Below are 19729 nucleotides of genomic sequence, written 5' to 3'. Positions count from 1 at the left end.
CGACGGTCACCTGTAGAGCAGGTACTGGCGGCGTGTCCTGCGGAACGCCGCCAGTTCCCGCTCCCAGCCGTGCACCACCTCGTCGGTGTCCGCGCCCGCGTCGATCATCGTGCGCACCCGCGTGGAGCCGGTGAGCTTGTCGATCCAGTTGTCCGACCGCCAGGCGAAGCCCTCCCAGGTCCGCCTGGCGGTCACCAGCAGGGCGATGCCGGTGCGGACCGGGTCGAACGCGGCCCGGTCGTGCACGTGGAGCTGCACACCGCCGACGGTCCTCCCCTGGAACTTGGAGAAGGTGGGCGCGAAGTACGCCTCCCTCAAGCGCACGCCCGGCAGCCCGGCCTCGTTCGCGGCGGCGGCCCAGCCCCCGCCGATGCCCTCGGCGCCCAGCAGCTCGAACGGACGGGTGGTGCCGCGCCCCTCGGAGAGGTTCGTGCCCTCGAACAGGCAGGTCCCCGAGTACACCAGCGCGCACTCCGGCGTCGGCATGTTCGGGCTCGGCGGTACCCAGGGCAGCCCGGAGGCGTCGTAGAACTCCGAGCGCTTCCAGCCCGTCATCGTCACCGTCTCCAGCGCGACCGGCCTCGCCAGGAACTCGTGGTTGAAGAGCAGCGCCAGCTCGGCGACCGTCATGCCGTGCGCCTGCGCGATCGGCTGCCGCCCGACGAAGGTCGCGAACTCCTTGTGCAGGACCGGACCGAGGGCCGCCCGCCCGGTCACCGGGTTCGGCCGGTCCAGGACCACGAACCGCTTGCCCGCGAGCGAGGCCGACTCCATGCAGTCGAACAGCGTCCAGATGTACGTGTAGAAGCGCGCGCCCACATCCTGGATGTCGAAGACGACGGTGTCCACACCGGACGCCGTGAACACGTCCGCGAGCGGCTGCCCGCTCTTCAGGTACGTGTCGTAGACCGGCAGCCCGGTCGCGGGGTCGTCGTAGCGCCCCTCGGAGCCGCCCGCCTGCGCCGTGCCCCGGAAGCCGTGCTCGGGCCCGAAGACGGCGGTCAGGTTCACCCGGCCGTCGGCGTGCATGACGTCGACGAGGTGGCGCACGTCGCGGGTGATGCCGGTCGGGTTGGTGACGATGCCGACCTTCTGCCCGTCGAGCAGGGCGTAGCCGTCGTCGGCGAGGCGCTCGAAGCCGGTGCGCAGCCGGCGGCCCCCGTGTCCCGCGGGCGCCGCCTGCGCCGGGCCCGCCGACGCCGTGGCGGCGGCGGTACCGGCCGCCACGGCGGCCGTCGTGGCGAGCAGGTTGCGTCTGGACAGCGTCATGCGGTGACCTCCGTGATCGCGGCGGGTGTCATGCGCACGCACGCTAACCCGCGGCCTGGGCCGCGCGGAACGGAGTAGACCGCGGTTCTCCCCTTCCGTCGTACATACCGACTGGTTAGTCTGGCGCTGCGGCGTGCCCGGGACGGGGTGGGGCCGCCGCGCGCCCGTCGCAGCCGTGTTCTAAGGAGACCGATGGTGGAAGCCGTGCAGGATGCGGGAGTCGTCGTCACCGGGGCGGGAGGCGGCATCGGCGCCGCGCTGGCCCGCCGCTTCGCCGCCGGGGGCGCCCGGGTCGTCGTCAACGACCTGGACGCCGACCGGGCGAAGGTGGTCGCCGACGAGATCGGCGGCATCGCGCTCCCCGGCGACGCCTCGGCGATCGTCGGCGAGGCCCGCGAGGCGCTGGACGGCACGGTCGACGTGTACTGCGCCAACGCGGGCGTCGGCTCCGGGGGCTCGGAGGCCGCCGAGGAGGCCGTCTGGGCCCTCGCCTGGGACGTCAACGTCATGGCCCACGTCCGCGCGGCCCACGAACTCATCCCCGACTGGCTGGAGCGCGGCCGCGGCCGCTTCGTCTCCACCGTCTCCGCCGCCGGACTGCTCACCATGATCGGCGCCGCCCCCTACAGCGTCACCAAGCACGGCGCCTACGCCTTCGCCGAGTGGCTGTCCCTGACGTACCGCCACCGCGGGATCAAGGTGCACGCCATCTGCCCGCAGGGCGTGCGCACCGACATGCTCGCCGCGAGCGGCAGAGCCGGCGAGCTGGTGCTCCAGCCCACCGCGGTCGAGCCCGAGGACGTAGCGGACGCCCTCTTCGAGGGCATGGACGAAGACCGCTTCCTGATCCTGCCGCACCCCGAGGTGGCCGAGTACTACCAGGCACGGGCCGCCGGACCCGACCGCTGGCTGCACGGCATGAACCGCCTCCAGCGGCAGTGGGAGGAGTCGACGGCCCGGTGACGTCCGGCGCCGAGCCGGGCTGCCCGACGTGCCGAGGACGATGAATGGGAAGATCCTCCGTCGGGAACAGCGTTCCCGTACGCACCAGCACGCAGCAGTGAACAGACAGTGAAACGGAAAGGCAGGTGACGGCAGTGCCCAGGACCACGGACGGGGACGGCACTCCGGTGCCGCAGCGGCTCCTGGCCGCCGCCACCCGGCTCTTCGCCGAGCAGGGCTACGACCGCACCTCGGTACAGGAGATCGTCGAGGCGGCAGGCGTCACCAAGGGGGCGCTCTACCACTACTTCGGCTCCAAGGACGACCTCCTGCACGAGGTGTACGCGCGCGTGCTGCGCCTCCAGCAGGAACGCCTGGACGCCTTCGCGGACGCCGACGAGCCGGTGGAGAAGCGGGTGCGGGACGCGGCGGCCGACGTCGTCGTCACCACCATCGACAACCTCGACGACGCGTCGATCTTCTTCCGCTCCATGCACCAGCTCAGCCCGGAGAAGAACAAGCAGGTGCGCGCGGAGCGCCGCCGCTACCACGAGCGGTTCCGCGCCCTGATCGAGGAGGGCCAGCGGACCGGCGTCTTCACCCGGGACACCCCGGCCGACCTCGTGGTGGACTACCACTTCGGATCCATCCACCACCTGTCCACCTGGTACCGCCCGGACGGGCCGCTCAGCCCGCAGGAGGTCGCCGACCACCTGGCCGACCTGCTGCTCCGGGCACTGCGGCCATGAGGTCGCCGGTCCCCGTGAGGTGACCGGCGAGGGCCGCCGCCGCGGGATTGCGCGGCCGCGGCCCCCGCCCGGCCAGCACGACCGTGCGGCCCGGCTCCGGCTGCCGGATCTCCACGCACGGCAGCCCCGCCAGCTCACCGATGCGCCGTGGCACGAACGCCACCCCGATCCCGGCGCGGACCAGATCCACCAGCAGCCCGATCTGGGTGACGTCGCAGGTGATGCGGCGCTCCAGACCGCAGTGCGCGGCCAGGCGCCGCACCGCCGACTCCAGCCCGGTGCCCGCACGGAAGTCGACGAACGGCTCCTGGGCGAGATCCTTGATCAGGGTCCGCCCCGCCGCGGCCAGCGGATGCCCCGGCGCCGTGATCAGCACCAGCTCCTCCTGCCAGGTCGCGTAGGCGGTCAGCCCCTCGGGCAGCCGCCCGGCGTCCGGCACGAGATACGCCAGATCCAGCTCCCCCGCGCGCAACGCGTCGGTCAGCTCACCGACCGGCGCGTCCCGCACCGACACCTGGACGCCCGGGAACCGGCGGTGGAAGGTGGCCAGTTCGGCCGGCAGATCCACACAGGTCAGTGTCTGGATCGTGCCGATCGCCACCCGTCCGGTGGCCAGCCCCACCACGGCCGCCACCGTGTGCCGCGCCTCCTCGGCACCGGCCAGCAGCGCGCGGGCCCGCGGCAGCAGGGCACGGCCCGCCTCGGTGAGCACGACCCGGCGCCCGGTGCGGTCGAACAGGTCGGCGCCCAGCTCGCGTTCGAGGTTGCGGACGGACGTGCTGAGCGCGGACTGCACGATGAGTTCGGCGCGGGCGGCGGCGGTGAAGCCGCCCTCGGTGACGACGGCCATGAAGTGGCGGAGCTGGCGGATCTCCATCCATCCATTCTAGAGATGGGAGGCAGCGAAACCATCTGTTGGACCGTCGGCGGGACCGCGGGCCAGCCTGGAGGCATGAACCGCAGACCACCGTTCTGGCTCCGTCTCGTCTCCTTCGCCCGTGCGCTCGCGCGCGCCGAACACCACGGCTCCGGCGGCTACTAGAGGTACTTCTTGATCTCCCGGCGGGCCAGCGAGCGCTGGTGCACCTCGTCCGGGCCGTCGGCGATCATCAGCGTCCGGGCGCCCGCGTACAGTTCGGCCAGCGGGAAGTCCTGGCTCACGCCGCCCGCGCCGTGCAGCTGGATCGCCCGGTCGATGATGTCGACCACCGCGCGGGGCGTGGCGATCTTGATGGCCTGGATCTCGGTGTGCGCGCCCCGGTTGCCGACGGTGTCCATCAGCCACGCGGTCTTCAGCACCAGCAGCCGCAACTGCTCGACGGTGACCCGGGCGTCCGCGATCCAGTTGTGGACCACGCCCTGCTGGGCCAGCGCCTTGCCGAAGGCGTCGCGGGAGACCGCGCGGCGGCACATCAGCTCGATCGCCCGCTCGGCCATGCCGATCAGCCGCATGCAGTGGTGGATCCGGCCGGGACCGAGCCGGGCCTGGGCGATGGCGAAGCCGCCGCCCTCCTCGCCGACGAGGTTCGACACCGGCACGCGCGCGTGGTCGAAGGTCACCTCGGCGTGCCCGCCGTGGTAGTGGTCCTCGTACCCGAAGACCTGCATGGCCCGGTCGACCGTCACCCCGGGCGTGTCGCGCGGGACCAGCACCATGGACTGCTGGCGGCGGATGTCCTCGCCCTCGGGGTCGGTCTTGCCCATCACGATGAAGATCCCGCAGTCCGGGTTCATCGCCCCGGAGATGTACCACTTGCGCCCGGTGATGACGTACTCGTCGCCCTCGCGCTCGATGCGCGTGGTGATGTTCGTGGCGTCCGAGGAGGCCACGTCCGGCTCGGTCATCGCGAACGCCGAGCGGATCTCCCCGGCGAGCAGCGGCTGGAGCCACTGCTTGCGCTGCGCCTCGTCGGCGAACTGGGCCAGCACCTCCATGTTCCCCGTGTCGGGCGCGGCGCAGTTCGTCGCGGTCGGCGCGAGCTGCGGGCTGCGGCCGGTGATCTCGGCGAGCGGGGCGTACTGGAGGTTGGTGAGCCCGGCGCCGTGCTCGGCGTCGGGGAGGAAGAGGTTCCACAGGCCCTGGCGGCGGGCCTCGGCCTTCAGGTCCTCCACCACCCGCGGGGTCTCCCAGGGCGAGGCCAGCCGGGCGCGCTGCTCGTGGACGACCTGTTCGGCCGGGTAGACGTGTTCGTCCATGAAGGCGAGCAGCCTGGCGCGGAGTTCCTCGGTGCGTGCGTCGTACGTGAAGTCCATGGCGGGTCAGCCCTTCTGAAGGGTGGTCAGGCCGTGCTCGATGAAGACGGGGACGAGGTCGCCGATGCGGTCGAAGCCGCGGCCGACCGTCTGGCCCAGCGTGTAGCGGTAGTGGATGCCCTCCAGGATCACGGCCAGCTTGAACCAGGCGAACGCCGTGTACCAGGCGACGGCGGACACGTCGCGCCCCGAGCGCGCGGCGTACCGCTCGATCAGCTCGGCGGGGGCCGGGTGGCCGGGCGCCTGGGCGGTGGTGGAGACGGGGGAGTCGGGCAGGCCGAGGGGGCTGCTGTACATCACCAGCAGTCCGAGGTCGGTCAGCGGATCGCCCAGCGTGGACATCTCCCAGTCCAGGATCGCCCGGATCTCGTCGTCCTCGCCGCCGATCAGGACGTTGTCGAGGCGGTAGTCGCCGTGCACGACGGTCGGTGCGGGGGAGCGGGGCAGCTCGCGGCCGAGGGTGGCGTGCAGTTCGTCGATGCCGGCCAGGTCCCGGTCGCGGGACGCGTCGAGCTGCTTGGCCCAGCGGCGGAGCTGGCGGTCCAGGAAGCCCTCGGGCCGGCCGAAGTCCGCGAGGCCCACCTCGACCGGGTCCACCGCGTGCAGCCCGACCAGCGTGTCGACGAGGTTCAGCACGGCGGCCCGGGTGCGCTCCGGACCGAGGGGGGCGAGCTGCTCGGAGGTGCGGTACGGGACGCCGTCCACGAACTCCATCACGTAGAAGGGCGCCCCCAGCACCTCCTCGTCCTCGCACAGCAGCACAGGGCGGGGCACGGGCACGGCCGTCGGGTGCAGGGCGCTGATGACCCGGTGCTCGCGCCGCATGTCGTGCGCGGTGGCCAGGACGTGGCCGAGCGGGGGCCGCCGCACGACCCAGCGGGCGCCGCCGTCCGAGACGGCGTAGGTGAGGTTCGACCGTCCGCCCTCGATCAGCCGGCCGGACAGCGGACCGGCCACCAGGCCGGGCCGCTCGCGGTCGAGCAGGACGCGCAACCGGTCGAGGTCGAGTCCGGGCGGGTGGTCGGGGCTCATCGTCGCTCCCTGGGGCAGGTGAACAGTACCCGACTCATGATGCCGACCGGTCGGTATGCCGTCCAGTGGGCGAACCGGACGTGATCGGCGTTACGGCCGGGTCCGCGGCCCGCGCCGTTCTCCGGGAGCCGCCGTCCGCTCCGCGGCCTTCAGAGGACGAGGAACGCGCCGCAGACCGCGAGGGCCACGGTGCACAGGACCGCCGCCGCGGCGTGCGGCGGGGTGAGGGCGGGGGGCCGGTGCGCCGAGGCGAGGGTGCGGATGCGTCCGTGGGCGACGCGGAGGAAGGCCAGCCACAGCGCGCAGCACAGCGCGGCGGCGAGCACCGAGGCGGGCGTGGGGCCCTCGTGCAGCACGGTCTTCGCGGCGAGTACGGCGGCGACCGTGCCGGACAGGGTGGTGCGGCGCCAGGCGAGCCGGGTGCGCTCGGGCTGGAGCCCCGGGTCGCGGTCGGCGGGTGCCGCGTCGGCGCCGCTCACGCTCAGCCCTCCCAGCCGACGAGGACCACGACGACCATGACCACGGCGACCACCGCGACGACCAGGCCGAGCAGCGCCGGGAAGCGGGAGACGGGCAGGTCCTCTCCCCGGCGCATGGCGCGTTCGCAGCGCACCCAGTGGTTCACGGCCCGCAGCGAGCACAGCACCCCGGCGCCGAGCAGCGCGAGCGCGAGCCCCACGCGCCAGCCCCAGCGCAGGTCGGGCAGGAACTGGTCGACCGCGAAGCCGCCGCCGATCAGCGCGAGCGCGGTCCGCAGCCAGGCCAGGAAGGTGCGCTCGTTGGCCAGCGAGAACCGGTAGTCGGGGGTACCCCCCTCCCGCCGCACCCCCTCGGGCGCGAACCACAGCCGGACGTTCCGCACGAATTCGATCACCCGGGGACCCTATCGGTCCCTCCCGCCGCGACCGCGGGGCACGGACCGCTCACCCCCGCAGGGCCCGCAGTCGCGCGTACGCCTCCAGCCCGTCCGGAGTGAAGTCCCACTCCCCGCCCCGCAGCCGTCCCTCCAGCTCCTCCGGCGTGAGGAACCCGTACCAGTCGACCTCCTCCACCTGCGGGGCGACCGGCCCCGCGCACCGCACCTCGTACACCGCCGACCACCAGGTGCGCCCCGCGCCGTCGTCGTACAGGAACGTGAAGAGGTGCTCCGGGCGCGGCAGCCCGCTCACCCCCAGCTCCTCCTCCGCCTCCCGCAGCGCCGCGTCGTCGTAGGACTCGCCCGCCCCCACCACCCCGCCGACGAACATGTCGTACAGGGAGGGGAACGCCAGCTTCGTCGCCGTGCGGCGGTGGACGAAGACGCGCCCCTCCGGGTCCCGGGCCCACACGAACACGCAGCGGTGGCGCAGCCCCCGGGCGTACACGTCGCCCCGCCGGGCCTGCCCGACGACGCGGTCGTCCTCGTCGACGACGTCGAGGATCTCGTCAGCAGAACTCATGCGCCCATCCAAGCAGCCGGCCGCACCGCGGGCGCCGCCGCGGACCTCCTCAGCGCCGCTCCAGTGCCCGTTCGTGCCCGCTCTCGCCCGTGCCCTGGGGCATCGCCGGATGCAGGCCCAGCAGGACGATGCCCGCCACGACCGCCGCGAGACCCCCCGCCTCCCACGCGAGGGCCCCGGTGTCCGTGTGCAGCCGGTCGCCGAGGAAACCGACCCCGCAGGCGATGCCCGCGAGCGGCTGGGCCGCCGTCAGCGCGGGCAGCGACCTGCGCAGGGGCGCCGTCTCGAAGGCGCTCTGGACCAGGACCAGGCCGGTGACCCCGAGCACCACCACGGCGTACGGCTGCCAGCTCGTCAGCAGGCCCGCGAAGCCGCCCGCGGAGAAGCGCCGGCCGCTGACCCGGGTCAGCGCGTCCTGCACCCCGTACAGCAGGCCGGCGGCCAGGGCCAGCAGCGTCGGACCCCACGTCAGCCGCAGGCGTCCGGCGCCCAGCGTGAGCAGCAGGGCCAGGCCCAGCATCGCGCCGACGATCAGCCAGTGCCGTACGGGGTCGGTCACCGCGCTGCCCCCGCGCGGCTCGCCCGCCAGGATGAAGGCGGTCACCCCGCCCGCGAGCAGCGCGAGGCCGGCCCAGCCCTGGTGGCCCAGCGGCTGCCGGGTCTGTATGCGGGACAGGGCGAGGGCGAACAGGAGGTTGGTCGCCAGCAGGGGCTCGATGAGGGTCAGTTCGCCGCCGCCCAGCGCGATCGCGCCGAGGACCAGCCCGGCCACCATCAGGCCCATGCCGGCCAGCCAGCGCGGCACCCGCACGAGGTCGAGCAGGAGGCGGGGCGAGAGGAAGTCGCCCAGCGGGGCGCGCTCGGCCACGTTCTGCTGGAGGACGAAACCGAAGCCCAGACAGCACGCGGCGCTCACGGCGAGGACCAGAACCAGAACCGACACGCTGCGTACCTCGATCGTCAGTCGGGTCACGGGGGCGTCGGGGCCGACTCTAGTGCGGGTGGGTGCCGGACGCCGGGCGAGTGGTGCATTCGAGGGGGAGAAGGCGCGGGGGTCTGTCCCAAGTACCCCTGTGATCACGCCAGTTGACGCGTGTAACGGGATGAATCCTCTTGACGTCAAGCGTTGGCTGCCGGTTTGCTGTGCGTGATCAGTTCATGGCAATCCGGTCATGGAAGTCCGGCTACGACGGCCCACCCCGTCGCGTGAGGAAGATTCCCGCGGTGCCCCCACCTCCGCTTCCGCTCGGCCGCGGCCGCAAACGCGCCGCCCAGACCTTCGACGAGGCCCTCGACGACGCCGAACTCATCGCCGTCCGCGCCGCGTTGGCCCAGGGTCGCTGGCAGTCCGTGCGCTCCCTGCTGGTCCACACGGGTGACGACTGGGACCGTCGGGGACACCGGACGGCCGTACTCGCCAAGGAGCCCCACTGCGCCCCCTGGGCCCGCGAGTGGCTGCTCGCCGAACCCGACTCCGCCGACGCCGCGGTCCTGCTCGCCCTCGCACTGGTCCACCGCGCCCTGCGGGGCAAGGAGAAGCCCGACCCGGTCCGCGAGGCCTGCCGCGCCGCCGCCGCCCTCGTACCGGAGGACCCCACGCCCTGGCTCGGGCTCCTCGTCCTGGAGCGGGCGCTGGGCGCCGACGAGGACGTCGTCCGCGCCTTCGACGAGGTGCGCGGCCGGTACGCCGACCACCACCACGCCCACCACCTGATGGTGGCCCGGCTCGCCGAGCGCGTCGGCGACGGCGGGCCCGACCCGCTGCACGAGGTGTACGACTTCGCCAACTGGGCCGCCGAGCAGGCCCCCGCCGACTCACCGCTGGCCATCCTCCCGGTCGTCGCGCACGCCGAGCGCTACCGTGTGCTGGCCGCCGCCGGACTGGAGTCCACCGACCCGAGCGCCTCCGGACACTGGGTCGGCCGACGCGCCCGGCTGGTGATGAAGGCCGCCTTCGACTGGTGGCTGGAGTGGGAGCAGGACGGCCACCCGCGCCGCCTGGTCGACCTCAACTTCCTCGCCCACGCCAAGTCCTGCGAGGGCCGCGGCGCCGAGGCCGCCGCCCTCTTCCACCGCATCGGCGAGCACGCCACACCCGCCCCGTGGTCGTACCCGGACCGCGACCCGTTCGCCGCCTTCCGGGCCGCCCGCGCCGGCGCGCTCGGCACGGCCTGACCGCCCCGACCGACCCGACGCACACCACCCCGCACGAGAGCCGCACGAGAGCCACACGAGGCCACACGAGAGAAGGACGTCCTGCGATGACCACGGGCAGTTCGAGCACGCGCGCATCCGCGAGCGGTGGCGCCATCAGCACGTTCAAGGGCGAGGAGCGCGCGCTGCGCGCCGACCGGCTCGGCACCGGAGGACTCCTCCTGTCCGTCCTCGCGGCCACCGCCCCGCTGATGGTGGTCGCGGGCGTCATGCCCACCACCTTCGCGGTCATGGGCATCGTCGGCCAGCCGCTGCTCTTCGTGGTGCTCGGCGTGGTGCTGATCCTGTTCAGCGTCGGATACGCCGAGATGAGCCGGCACGTCCACAACGCGGGCGCCTTCTACGCCTACATCTCCCGCGGCCTCGGCGGCACCGCCGGCGCGGGCGCGGCCCTGGTCGCGCTGGTCGCCTACAACGCCCTCCAGGTCGGCATCTACGGCATCTTCGGCTTCGAGGTCTCCGGGCTGCTCGCCACCTACGCCGACCTCGACGTGGCCTGGTGGATCCCGGCCCTGCTGGCGGTGCTCGCCGTCGGCGCGCTGGGCTGGCTGAAGATCGACGTCAACGCGCGCGTACTGGGCGTCCTGCTGCTCATCGAGGTCGTGCTCGTGGTGGTGTTCGACATCGCCGCCGTCACCGACCCGGGGGCACAGGGCCTGTCGCTGCACGCCTTCAACCCGGACACCCTCACCGGCGCCGGGGTCGGCACCGCGCTCTGCTTCTGCATCGCCGCCTTCCTCGGCTTCGAGCAGGCGCCGGTGTACGCCGAGGAGACCAGCCGGCCGCACGTGCTCGTTCCGCGTGTCATGTTCCTGGCGGTCGGCGGGGTGGCCGTCTTCTTCGCGCTCAGCAGCTGGGCCCTGACCGTGGCCACCGGACCCGACAGGATCGTCGGCACCGCGCAGGAGCAGAGCGCCGGACTGCTGTTCTTCCTGACCGAGTCACGGCTCGGCGGCACCTTCACCGACGTCCTGCACGTCCTGTTCGTCACCGGCATGTTCGCCGCCCTGCTCAGCTTCCACAACGTCGTCGCCCGCTACGCCTTCGCCATGGGCCGCGAGGGCCTGCTGCCCCGTGCCTTCGGGCGGACCAGCGGCACCAGCGGTGCGCCCGGCACCGGCTCGCTGCTCCAGACCGCCGTGTCCGCGGTGGTCGTCGCCGGCTTCGCGATCGCCGACGACAAGCCGAACGGAGACCCGACCCAGCCCGTGCTGCACCTGTTCACCTGGGGCGGCAACATCGGGGCCCTCGGCGTGATCGTGCTGATGGCCGCCGCCTCGTTCTCCGTCGTCGCCTTCTTCGTCCGGCGCGGCGCCGCCGGGGCCCAGCGCGTACGCCTGGTCACCTCCACCGTCGCGGGCATCGCCCTGCTGGTGATCGCCGGGTACACGGTCAAGGACTTCGACGTCCTCGTCGGAGCGGGGCCCGACTCCGCCCTGAGCTGGGTACTGCCCGGCATCATCGGCCTGGCCGCGGTCGCCGGAGTGGTGCAGGGCCTGATCCTGCGGGCCCGCGCACCCGAGCGGCACGCCCGCATCGGGCAGGGCAACGAGGCGTTCCAGCTGGACAAGGCCGCGTCCTCCTGACCGGAGGGCGCGGCCTCGCGCGGGTCCCGGCTCCGGCCCTTCAGCCGGCCGGGGCCGCGCCGAAGTCCAGCAGCACCTTGCAGGACCGGCTCCGGTCCGCGGCCAGCTCGAACGCCGACTCCGCCTCCCGCACCGGCACCACCGCGCTGACCAGCGCGTCGAACGCGGGCTCGGCCGCCAACAGCCGCAGCGCCCCGTCGAACTCGCCGTCGAAGCGGAACGCCCCGCGCAGCTCGATCTCCCGGCTCACCACCAGGTTGCCCGCGAAGGGACTGAGCCCCGGCGGCAGCATGCCGAGCTGGACGACCACGCCGCCGCGCCGCACCAGGCGCAGACAGGTGTCGAGCCCCGCGGCCACTCCGGACGCCTCGATCGCCGTGTCCACCTCCACCGGCAGGCCGGTCCCGTCCGGGTCGTCGGCCCGTACGAGGGCGTCGGCCCCGGCGGCTCGCGCGTACTGAAGTGCCGCGGGCAGCAGGTCCGTCACCGTCACGTGGGCCGCGCCCGCCGCCTTGGCCGCCGCGACCACCAGGCACCCGATCGGCCCGGCCCCGGTGACCAGCAGCCGCCGCCCGGTCAGGTCCCCGGCCCGGCGCACGGCGTGCAGGGCGACGGAGAGGGGCTCCGCGAGGGCGGCACGGCGCGGGTCGAGGCCGGCCGGGAGGGCGCGCAACTGTCCGGCGGGGACCACGATCCGCGCCGCGAAGCCGCCCTGCACATGCGGGAAGCGGGCCGCGCTGCCCAGGTACCGGGTGTCCCGGCACACGTTGCGCCGCCCGTCCACGCACTCCGGGCACACCCCGCACGGGGTCGCCGGGTGCACGGCGACGGGCGTACCGGTCGCAGGACCCGGCGTGTCCGGCGAGCCGTACGCCACCACCGTCCCGACCACCTCGTGCCCGAGCAGCATCGGCTCCCGCAGGCGGAAGTCGCCGACGCCCCCGTGCCGCCAGTAGTGCAGGTCCGAGCCGCAGACACCGCCGTAGCGGACCGCGACCAGCGCCTCGCCCGGACCCGGGCGGGGGACCGGCACGTCCTCGACGCGCAGGTCGCCCGCGCCGTGGATCACACAGGCCCGCGCGGAAGCCTCCCCGGCGCTCACAGCACGCTCGTCATTCCGCCGTCGACGTACAGGATCTGTCCGCCGACGAAGTCCGCGGCGGGCGAGGCGAGGAACAGCAGCCCGCCCACCAGGTCCTCGGTCCGGCCCCAGCGGCCGGCCGGAGTGCGCCCGCGCACCCAGGCGCTGAACTCCTCGTCCTCGACCAGCGGCCGGGTCAGCTCGGTCTCGATGTAGCCGGGACCGAGCCCGTTGACCTGGACGCCGTACGGGCCCCAGTCCGCGCACATGCCCTTCGTCAGCATCTTCAGCGCGCCCTTGGTGGCCGCGTAGGGCGCGATGCCCGGGCGGACCACCTCGCTCTGCAGCGAGCAGATGTTGACGATCTTGCCGCGGCCGCGTTCCGTCATCCGGCGCGCGGCCTCCCGGCCCACCAGGAAGGCGCTGGTGAGGTTGGTGTCCAGGACACGGTGCCAGTCCGCGTCCGCGAACTCCAGCAGAGGTGCCCGCAGCTGCATCCCGGCGTTGTTGACCAGGATGTCGAGCGGACCCACCCGCTCCTCGACCTCCGCGATCCCGGCGGCCACGGACGGACCGTCGGTCACGTCGAACACCGCGGTGCGGACGTCGCCGGGAAGGCCGGCGGCGGCCTCGGCGAGGCGGTCGGCGTCGCGTCCGTTGAGGACCACCCGGCAGCCGGCCTCCGCCAGGCCCCGGGCCAGCGCCAGCCCGATGCCCCGGCTGGAGCCGGTCACCAGGGCGGTGCGCCCGCCGATGTCGAAGAGGGGGTGAGCCGTCATCGTCGTACTCCTGAACCTTGCTGAGCGGTGCGTGTTCCCGGTGCGGCTATATGACCAGGGACAACAGCAGCACCAGTCCACCGGCGACCACCGAGATGATCGTCTCCATGACGGACCAGGTCTTGATGGTCTGGCCGACGTTCAGCCCGAAGTACTCCTTCACCAGCCAGAAGCCGGCGTCGTTGACATGGCTGAAGAAGAGCGAGCCGGCGCCGATGGCCAGGACCAGCAGCGCGGCGTGCGTGGTCGACATGTCGGCCGCGAGCGGCGCGACCAGACCGGCCGCCGAGACCGTCGCCACCGTCGCCGAACCGGTCGCCAGCCGGATCACCACCGCGATCAGCCAGGCCAGCAGCAGCGCCGGGATCGACCAGTCCTTGGAGATCTCCAGGATCATCTGGCCCACACCGGAGTCGATCAGCGTCTGCTTGAAGCCGCCGCCCGCGCCGACGATCAGGAGGATGCCGGCGATGGGCGCGAGGCCCTTCTCGACCAGCCCGGTAAGACGGTCCTTGCCGAACCCGGCGGGCCGCAGCAGCGTGAAGATGCCGACGAGCACGGCGACCAGCAGGGCGATCAGCGGGTTGCCGATGACGTCGAAGGTGCGCTGCACCACGTTCTCGGGGTCGTCGACGATGATGTCGACGAGCGCCTTGAGCAGCATCAGGACGACCGGCAGCAGGATCGTGGCCAGGGTGGGACCGAAGCCGGGACGCTTGTCCAGTTCCTCGGAGGCGCGCTGCGGGGTCATGCGGTCGGGCGCCGGGACGTCCACCCAGCGGGCCGCGTACTTCGAGAACAGCGGACCGGCGATGATCACCGTCGGGATGGCGATCAGCACGCCCAGCGCGAGGGTCACGCCGAGGTTGGCGTCCACCGCGTCGATGGCGACCAGCGGGCCGGGGTGCGGCGGGACCAGGCCGTGCATCACGGACAGACCGGCCAGCGCCGGGATGCCGATCCGCATCAGCGAGTAGTTGCCGCGCTTGGCGACCATCAGGACGACCGGGATCAGCAGCACGATGCCGACCTCGAAGAACAGCGGCAGTCCGATGACCGAGGCGATCAGCACCATCGTCCACGGCATCGAACGGGGCGTCGCCCTGGCGAGGATGGTGTCCACGATCTGGTCGGCGCCGCCGGAGCCGGCGAGCATCTTGCCGAGGATCGCGCCGAGGGCGATCAGCACGCCGACGCCCGCGACGGTGGAGCCGAGCCCGGCGGTGAAGCTGGTGATGACCTTGTCCAGCGGCGCTCCGGCGAACGCGCCGAGCGCCAGTGACCCGATGGTCAGCGACAGGAAGGCATGCAGCTTGAACTTGGTGATGAGCAGGACGATGACGGCGATGCCCAGGAGCACGGCGATGCCCAGCTGGGCGTGACCGGCCGAGGTGATCGGCTCGACGGTGTCCGCTGCCAGCATCTCGACGCTGAGTCTGGTCACGGTGGGTTCCTTGCGGTGATGGGGATTCGGGGGATTCGGGGCGGTGCGCGCGGGGGTGGCACGGCCCCGGGGGAGGGGTGCGGCGGGTTACCGGGCCGGCTCGGGAAGACCCTTCAGGGCGTCCGCCGCCCGTCCGGTGATCTCCTCGGGGGTGCCGGCCACGTCCACCGCGACTCCCGCCTCGTCCGGCTGGAGCGGCTGGAGCGTGGCGAACTGGGAGTCGAGCAGGGCCGTCGGCATGAAGTGGCCCTGCCGGTGCGACATCCGGTCCTCGATCAGCTCACGGCTGCCCGTGAGATGCACGAAGACGACACCGGGAGCGGCGGCCCGCAGCCGGTCGCGGTACGAGCGCTTCAGCGCCGAACTGCTCACCACCCCACCGAGCCCGGCACGCCCGTGCGCCCAGCCGCCGATGGCGTCCAGCCAGGGCCAGCGGTCCTCGTCGGTGAGCGGGGTGCCGGCCGTCATCTTGGAGATGTTGGCCGGTGGGTGGAAGTCGTCGCCCTCGGCGTAGGGAACGCCGAGCCGGGCCGCGAGCAGGGGACCGATGGTGGTCTTCCCGGTGCCCGCGACGCCCATGACCACGACCACGTGGGGGGTGTGCAGTTGCTGCATCGCACTCTCGCTGTCTGCTGTCTTCGTCGACACCTGATGTCGACGTAACTGAAACCCATTACGTACGACGAATTCAAGCCCCTGTGACATATAAGTCTGACTTTTTGTTCCGGTGACGCGCCCCGTACGCTGAGTGCATGAGCACACCGGACCGAGGGCTGCACGGCCGCGTACTGGACGCCCTCGGCCCCGCGATCACAGCGGGCGCCTACCCCGCGGGCAGCGTTCTGCGCACCGACGAGCTGGCACAGCGCTTCGAGGTGTCGCGCTCCGTGATGCGGGAGGCGGTCCGGGTGCTGGAGTCCATGCACCTCGTCGAGTCGCGCCGCCGCGTGGGCGTCACCGTCCTGCCCGAGTGCGAGTGGAACGTCTACGACCCGCAGGTCATCCGCTGGCGCCTGGCCGGCACCGAACGCCCCCGGCAGCTGCGCTCCCTCACCGTGCTCAGGTCGGCCGTGGAACCGGTGGCGGCGGGCCTGGCGGCCCGGCTCGCCACGCCGGAGCAGTGCGCCGAGCTGACCGAGTGCGCGCTCGGCATGGTCGCCAACTCACGCGGTCACCGGCTGGAGGAGTACCTCTTCCACGACGTCGCCTTCCACCGCGTCATCCTCACGGCCTCCGGCAACGAGATGTTCGCCCGCCTCGGCGGCGTCGTCGCCGAGGTCCTGGCCGGCCGCACCCACCACGACGTGATGTTCGAGGACCCCGACCCGGCCGCCGTCACCCTGCACGTCCAGGTCGCCGAGGCCGTCCGCGCCCGCGACGCCGCGCGCGCGGAGGAGCTGACCCGGGAGATCACGGTCGGGGCGCTGCAGGAGCTGGACATCCTGGCGCCGTAGAGAGCCGTAGAGAGCCGTGGCGGGCCGGAGGGGGCGTCAGTCGAGGAACTCCCCGTCCACGTACACCCACGCCCCGTCGACCCGCTCGAACCGGCTCCGCTCGTGCAGCGAACCGCCGCGGTAGGACGCCCGGAAGGTCACGGTGCCGGTGGTGTGGAAGGCGGATCCCTCGGTGGTGCCCAAGATCTCCAGGCCGGTCCACCGCATACCCGGGTCGAGGTCGAGCCGGGCCGGCCGGGTCCGCGGGTGCCAGGTGCGCAGCAGGTACCCCGTGTCCCGCTTCACGAAGGCGCCGTAGCGCGAACGCATCAGGTCCTCGGCGGTCGGGGCGGCGGCGGTCCCGGCGTGGAGACGGCCGCAGCACTTCTCGTACGGCTCGGACCGCCCGCAGGGGCAGGAAGGGGTGGTCATGGCGACCACTGTAGAGGAGAAACGGGGCGAGAAAAGCAGAAAACCCCTGCTCAGCAGGGGTCTCAGCTGGTGTCCGAGGGGGGACTTGAACCCCCACGCCCGATAAAGGGCACTAGCACCTCAAGCTAGCGCGTCTGCCATTCCGCCACCCGGACAAGGTGTCTGTCGCGCGGGTTGCTGCCCTTGGCGACGACGTAAACATTACCAGGCTTTCCGGGGTGGCCGATCACCCCCTCCTTGGGCGCGGACGGCCGGAGGGGGAGGATGAGGGGGACCCACCAGCAGTGACATCGGCAGCGACAGCGGGAGGAACCACGTGAGCGACTCGGGCACGGCCAGGAGCGTCACCGGCGAGGACGAGGTCGTCGACCTCTGCCGCGAGCTGATCCGGATCGACACCAGCAACTACGGCGACCACTCGGGGCCGGGCGAGCGCAAGGCCGCCGAGTACGTCGCGGAGAAGCTCGCCGAGGTGGGGCTGGAACCGAAGATCTTCGAGTCCCACCCCGGACGCGCCTCCACGGTGGCCCGGATCGAGGGCGAGGACCCGTCCCGGCCCGCGCTGCTCATCCACGGCCACACCGACGTCGTCCCGGCCAACGCGGACGACTGGACCCACCACCCCTTCTCCGGCGAGGTCGCCGACGGGTGCGTGTGGGGGCGCGGCGCGGTCGACATGAAGGACATGGACGCGATGACCCTCGCGGTCGTCCGCGACCGGCTGCGCAGCGGGCGCAAGCCCCCGCGCGACATCGTGCTGGCCTTCCTCGCCGACGAGGAGGCCGGCGGCACGTACGGCGCCCGGCACCTCGTGGACCACCACCCCGACCTGTTCGAGGGCGTCACCGAGGCGATCAGCGAGGTGGGCGGCTTCTCCTTCACCGTGAACGAGCAGCGCCGCCTCTACCTGATCCAGACGGCCGAGAAGGGCATCCACTGGATGAAGCTGACGGTGGCCGGCACCGCGGGGCACGGGTCGATGATCCACCGCGACAACGCCATCACCGAGCTGTCGGAGGCCGTCGCACGCCTGGGCCGGCACAAGTTCCCCGTCCGCGTCACCAAGACCACCCGGGCCTTCCTCGACGAACTCGGCGACGCGCTCGGCACCGACCTCGACCCGGAGAACATGGAGGGCACGCTCGCCAAGCTCGGCGGCATCGCCAAGCTCATCGGCGCGACCCTCAGCAACACCGCCAACCCGACCCAGCTGGGCGCGGGTTACAAGGTCAACGTCATCCCCGGCGAGGCCACCGCCCACGTCGACGGGCGCTTCCTGCCCGGGTACGAGGAGGAGTTCCTCGCCGACGTCGACCGCATCCTCGGACCGCACGTGCGGCGCGAGGACGTGCACGCCAACAAGGCCGTCGAGACGACCTTCGACGGGGCGCTGGTCGAGGCCATGCAGTCCGCCCTGGTGGCCGAGGACCCGGCCGCGAAGGCGGTGCCCTACATGCTCTCCGGCGGCACGGACGCCAAGTCCTTCGACGAACTCGGCATCCGGGGCTTCGGCTTCGCGCCGCTCAAGCTGCCGCCGGAGCTGGACTTCGCGGGCATGTTCCACGGCGTGGACGAGCGAGTGCCGGTGGAGGGACTCCAGTTCGGCGTGCGGGTGCTCGACCGCTTCATCGACGCGTCCTGAAATTCGCCCGTGCGTACGGGAGGTGACCGGGGCGAGTGAATGCGCTCATAAGCTCGTAGCCTGATTACTCCCTCCTCGTTACAGGTGATGCGATCGGCAATTTTGAGATCGCGTTTGCCAACTAGGAGGAACAATGCTCAAGAAGGTCGTCGCCGCCGCGGCAGCCACCGGTGGTCTGGTTCTCGCGGGCGCGGGCATGGCCGTCGCCGACTCCGGTGCCCAGGGTGCCGCCGTGCACTCGCCCGGCGTCCTTTCCGGCAACGTCGTGCAGGTCCCCGTGCACGTGCCGGTGAACGTCTGCGGCAACACGATCTCCGTGATCGGTCTGCTGAACCCCGCCTTCGGCAACGTCTGCGTCAACAAGTGACGTTGCGCCTCGCCCCGTGAGGGTCTGAGTCCGTCGGCCCCGGAGCGCACGCCATGCGCTCCGGGGCCGACGGCCTTTCGAGGGATCTTCCGGGCGAGGAATCGACGGCAAGGCCGGAATTCCGGCATTCTCGGCATTCTCGGTACCACGGGACCAGGACAAGGCAGGGATTCAGGAAATGCGACAGGTCACCCGCAAGGGCCTGATGACGATGGCGGCGGCCACCGGCGTGCTCGCCGCCGCGGGCGGCGCCGCCCACGCGGACTCGGGCGCGCAAGGCGCGACTTCGGGTTCGCCCGGCGTACTGTCCGGCAACACGGTGCAGGCTCCGGTGCACGTGCCGGTGAACGTCTGCGGCAACACGGTCGACGTCGTCGGCATCCTCAACCCGGCGATGGGCAACGCGTGCGCCAACCGGGGCGGCGGCGCCTCCGGCGGGCACGGGCACGGCGGCTCCGGCGGGTACGGCGACTCCGGCAGCCAGGGCGGCTCGCACGAGGGCTCGCACAGCGGGTCGCACGCCGGTGGTCACGCCTCGGACTCGCCGGGCGTCGGCTCCGGCAACCACGTCGAGGTGCCGATCGACGTGCCGGTGAACGTGTGCGGCAACAGCATCGACGTCGTCGGTGTCCTCAACCCGGCCCTCGGCAACGCGTGCGACAACGGAGGCGGTGGCGGGGATCACTCCACGCCGCCCGGCGACGACGAGACGCCTCCGGGCAAGCCCGGCGAACCCGGGAACCCCGGTACGCCGGAGAACCCCGGCAACCCCGGCACCCCGGACAACCCGTCCGGCCCGGGTGACGAGACGCCGGGCGGCTCGACGGACGACAACGGGCCGGGCACCCAGACCGTCGCCCAGCCTCCCGGTGACGCGCGGCTCGCCGAGACCGGCAGCGAACTGCCGCTGGGCCTCGCCCTGCCGGTGGGCGCCGGCGCGCTGCTCGCGGGCACGGTGCTCTACCGCAAGGCGCGCGCCTCGGCGTGAGACGGGCGCACGGGCGCACACAGCGGGCTCCGCGACGGCGGGGCCCGCTCCGTCCGCGTCACCCGCGCCCTGCCGTGCG

The 19729-nt window shown here is 72.7% G+C and carries 21 protein-coding genes and 1 tRNA gene; 8 read left to right on the top strand and 14 right to left on the bottom strand.

Going from position 1 to position 19729, the window contains the following annotated elements; translation table 11 throughout:
- Positions 1 to 6: 6 nt before the first annotated feature.
- Positions 7 to 1269: an exo-beta-N-acetylmuramidase NamZ family protein gene (locus BJ961_RS25190; protein WP_271415068.1), complete on the bottom strand. Its 1263-nt coding sequence runs from the start codon at positions 1267 to 1269 to the stop codon at positions 7 to 9.
- Positions 1270 to 1461: 192 nt separating this feature from the next.
- On the opposite strand from BJ961_RS25190, the gene BJ961_RS25185 reads away from it, so the two are divergent.
- Both BJ961_RS25185 and BJ961_RS25180 read left to right on the top strand, forming a co-directional pair.
- A complete protein-coding gene (locus BJ961_RS25185; RefSeq protein ID WP_271415067.1) occupies positions 1462 to 2232 on the top strand; it encodes an SDR family oxidoreductase in 771 nt (256 codons plus the stop codon).
- Positions 2233 to 2366: 134 nt separating this feature from the next.
- Positions 2367 to 2960 carry a TetR/AcrR family transcriptional regulator gene (locus BJ961_RS25180; RefSeq protein ID WP_271415066.1) on the top strand — a complete coding sequence of 198 codons (594 nt, stop codon included), beginning with the start codon at positions 2367 to 2369 and terminating at the stop codon, positions 2958 to 2960.
- Here BJ961_RS25180 and BJ961_RS25175 read toward each other — a convergent pair.
- From BJ961_RS25175 to BJ961_RS25145, 7 genes are all read right to left on the bottom strand, one after another.
- On the bottom strand, positions 2899 to 3837 hold the full coding sequence (locus BJ961_RS25175) for a LysR family transcriptional regulator (RefSeq protein ID WP_271415065.1): 939 nt from the start codon (positions 3835 to 3837) through the stop codon (positions 2899 to 2901). The genes BJ961_RS25180 and BJ961_RS25175 overlap by 62 nt on opposite strands.
- 161 nt (positions 3838 to 3998) lie before the next feature.
- On the bottom strand, positions 3999 to 5213 hold the full coding sequence (locus tag BJ961_RS25170; protein WP_271415064.1) for an acyl-CoA dehydrogenase family protein: 1215 nt from the start codon (positions 5211 to 5213) through the stop codon (positions 3999 to 4001).
- 6 nt (positions 5214 to 5219) lie between these two features.
- Positions 5220 to 6245: a phosphotransferase family protein gene (locus BJ961_RS25165; RefSeq protein WP_271415063.1), complete on the bottom strand. Its 1026-nt coding sequence runs from the start codon at positions 6243 to 6245 to the stop codon at positions 5220 to 5222.
- Positions 6246 to 6394: 149 nt separating this feature from the next.
- The gene (locus BJ961_RS25160) at positions 6395 to 6724 is read right to left on the bottom strand and encodes a DUF202 domain-containing protein (protein WP_271415062.1); all 330 of its coding nucleotides are present in this window, start codon (positions 6722 to 6724) and stop codon (positions 6395 to 6397) included.
- A gap of 2 nt (positions 6725 to 6726) precedes the next feature.
- The gene (locus BJ961_RS25155) at positions 6727 to 7119 is read right to left on the bottom strand and encodes a YidH family protein (RefSeq protein WP_271415061.1); all 393 of its coding nucleotides are present in this window, start codon (positions 7117 to 7119) and stop codon (positions 6727 to 6729) included.
- A 49-nt stretch (positions 7120 to 7168) separates the two neighbouring features.
- Positions 7169 to 7684, bottom strand: coding sequence for an NUDIX hydrolase (locus BJ961_RS25150; RefSeq protein WP_271415060.1), 516 nt, complete (start codon positions 7682 to 7684; stop codon positions 7169 to 7171).
- Between the two features lie 49 nt (positions 7685 to 7733).
- Entirely contained in the window at positions 7734 to 8627 is an 894-nt protein-coding gene (locus BJ961_RS25145) for a DMT family transporter (protein WP_271415059.1), read from the bottom strand.
- A gap of 281 nt (positions 8628 to 8908) precedes the next feature.
- Here BJ961_RS25145 and BJ961_RS25140 point away from each other — a divergent pair, with 281 nt between their 5' ends.
- Both BJ961_RS25140 and BJ961_RS25135 read left to right on the top strand, forming a co-directional pair.
- On the top strand, positions 8909 to 9859 hold the full coding sequence (locus BJ961_RS25140) for a hypothetical protein (protein WP_271415058.1): 951 nt from the start codon (positions 8909 to 8911) through the stop codon (positions 9857 to 9859).
- An 86-nt stretch (positions 9860 to 9945) separates the two neighbouring features.
- Positions 9946 to 11484 carry an APC family permease gene (locus BJ961_RS25135; protein ID WP_271415057.1) on the top strand — a complete coding sequence of 513 codons (1539 nt, stop codon included), beginning with the start codon at positions 9946 to 9948 and terminating at the stop codon, positions 11482 to 11484.
- Positions 11485 to 11524: 40 nt separating this feature from the next.
- Here BJ961_RS25135 and BJ961_RS25130 read toward each other — a convergent pair whose 3' ends face one another.
- The 4 genes from BJ961_RS25130 to BJ961_RS25115 form a co-directional block, all read right to left on the bottom strand.
- On the bottom strand, positions 11525 to 12586 hold the full coding sequence (locus BJ961_RS25130; RefSeq protein WP_271415056.1) for an L-idonate 5-dehydrogenase: 1062 nt from the start codon (positions 12584 to 12586) through the stop codon (positions 11525 to 11527).
- The gene (locus BJ961_RS25125; RefSeq protein WP_271415055.1) at positions 12583 to 13344 is read right to left on the bottom strand and encodes an SDR family oxidoreductase; all 762 of its coding nucleotides are present in this window, start codon (positions 13342 to 13344) and stop codon (positions 12583 to 12585) included. Before BJ961_RS25125 ends, BJ961_RS25130 begins: the two co-directional genes overlap by 4 nt.
- Before the next feature lie 46 nt (positions 13345 to 13390).
- On the bottom strand, positions 13391 to 14788 hold the full coding sequence (locus tag BJ961_RS25120; protein ID WP_271415054.1) for a GntP family permease: 1398 nt from the start codon (positions 14786 to 14788) through the stop codon (positions 13391 to 13393).
- A gap of 87 nt (positions 14789 to 14875) precedes the next feature.
- Complete coding sequence (locus tag BJ961_RS25115) at positions 14876 to 15403, bottom strand: gluconokinase (RefSeq protein WP_271415053.1); 528 nt, start codon at positions 15401 to 15403, stop codon at positions 14876 to 14878.
- Between the two features lie 137 nt (positions 15404 to 15540).
- On the opposite strand from BJ961_RS25115, the gene BJ961_RS25110 reads away from it, so the two are divergent.
- A complete protein-coding gene (locus BJ961_RS25110) occupies positions 15541 to 16242 on the top strand; it encodes a FadR/GntR family transcriptional regulator (protein ID WP_271415052.1) in 702 nt (233 codons plus the stop codon).
- A 36-nt stretch (positions 16243 to 16278) separates the two neighbouring features.
- Here BJ961_RS25110 and BJ961_RS25105 read toward each other — a convergent pair whose 3' ends face one another.
- Entirely contained in the window at positions 16279 to 16653 is a 375-nt protein-coding gene (locus BJ961_RS25105; RefSeq protein WP_271415051.1) for a YchJ family protein, read from the bottom strand.
- A 67-nt stretch (positions 16654 to 16720) separates the two neighbouring features.
- Positions 16721 to 16808: transfer RNA gene (locus BJ961_RS25100), tRNA-Leu, on the bottom strand.
- Between the two features lie 161 nt (positions 16809 to 16969).
- Between BJ961_RS25100 and BJ961_RS25095 the strand changes: the two genes are divergently transcribed.
- From BJ961_RS25095 to BJ961_RS25085, 3 genes are all read left to right on the top strand, one after another.
- Positions 16970 to 18295 (top strand): M20/M25/M40 family metallo-hydrolase, encoded by a 1326-nt coding sequence (locus BJ961_RS25095; protein WP_271415050.1) that lies wholly within the window; start codon positions 16970 to 16972, stop codon positions 18293 to 18295.
- A 133-nt stretch (positions 18296 to 18428) separates the two neighbouring features.
- Positions 18429 to 18662 (top strand): chaplin ChpH, encoded by a 234-nt coding sequence (gene chpH / locus BJ961_RS25090; RefSeq protein ID WP_019325258.1) that lies wholly within the window; start codon positions 18429 to 18431, stop codon positions 18660 to 18662.
- Between the two features lie 178 nt (positions 18663 to 18840).
- Positions 18841 to 19650, top strand: coding sequence for a chaplin (locus tag BJ961_RS25085; protein WP_271415049.1), 810 nt, complete (start codon positions 18841 to 18843; stop codon positions 19648 to 19650).
- The last annotated feature ends 79 nt before the right edge of the window (positions 19651 to 19729 follow it).

Origin of the sequence: Streptomyces lienomycini (assembly GCF_027947595.1) — a bacterium.
Lineage (GTDB): Bacteria > Actinomycetota > Actinomycetes > Streptomycetales > Streptomycetaceae > Streptomyces > Streptomyces lienomycini.
This window is presented reverse-complemented; position numbering and strand designations above follow the sequence as displayed.

What these genes read in the sequence shown, in the direction of transcription:
- BJ961_RS25190 (WP_271415068.1), bottom strand. Translation starts at nt 1,269, where the DNA reads ATGACGCTGTCCAGACGCAACCTGCTCGCCACGACGGCCGCCGTGGCG.
- BJ961_RS25185 (WP_271415067.1), top strand. Translation starts at nt 1,462, where the DNA reads ATGGTGGAAGCCGTGCAGGATGCGGGAGTCGTCGTCACCGGGGCGGGA.
- BJ961_RS25175 (WP_271415065.1), bottom strand. Translation starts at nt 3,837, where the DNA reads ATGGAGATCCGCCAGCTCCGCCACTTCATGGCCGTCGTCACCGAGGGC.
- BJ961_RS25170 (WP_271415064.1), bottom strand. Translation starts at nt 5,213, where the DNA reads ATGGACTTCACGTACGACGCACGCACCGAGGAACTCCGCGCCAGGCTG.
- BJ961_RS25165 (WP_271415063.1), bottom strand. Translation starts at nt 6,245, where the DNA reads ATGAGCCCCGACCACCCGCCCGGACTCGACCTCGACCGGTTGCGCGTC.
- BJ961_RS25150 (WP_271415060.1), bottom strand. Translation starts at nt 7,684, where the DNA reads ATGAGTTCTGCTGACGAGATCCTCGACGTCGTCGACGAGGACGACCGC.
- BJ961_RS25135 (WP_271415057.1), top strand. Translation starts at nt 9,946, where the DNA reads ATGACCACGGGCAGTTCGAGCACGCGCGCATCCGCGAGCGGTGGCGCC.
- BJ961_RS25125 (WP_271415055.1), bottom strand. Translation starts at nt 13,344, where the DNA reads ATGACGGCTCACCCCCTCTTCGACATCGGCGGGCGCACCGCCCTGGTG.
- BJ961_RS25115 (WP_271415053.1), bottom strand. Translation starts at nt 15,403, where the DNA reads ATGCAGCAACTGCACACCCCCCACGTGGTCGTGGTCATGGGCGTCGCG.
- BJ961_RS25110 (WP_271415052.1), top strand. Translation starts at nt 15,541, where the DNA reads ATGAGCACACCGGACCGAGGGCTGCACGGCCGCGTACTGGACGCCCTC.
- BJ961_RS25105 (WP_271415051.1), bottom strand. Translation starts at nt 16,653, where the DNA reads ATGACCACCCCTTCCTGCCCCTGCGGGCGGTCCGAGCCGTACGAGAAG.
- chpH (WP_019325258.1), top strand. Translation starts at nt 18,429, where the DNA reads ATGCTCAAGAAGGTCGTCGCCGCCGCGGCAGCCACCGGTGGTCTGGTT.
- BJ961_RS25085 (WP_271415049.1), top strand. Translation starts at nt 18,841, where the DNA reads ATGCGACAGGTCACCCGCAAGGGCCTGATGACGATGGCGGCGGCCACC.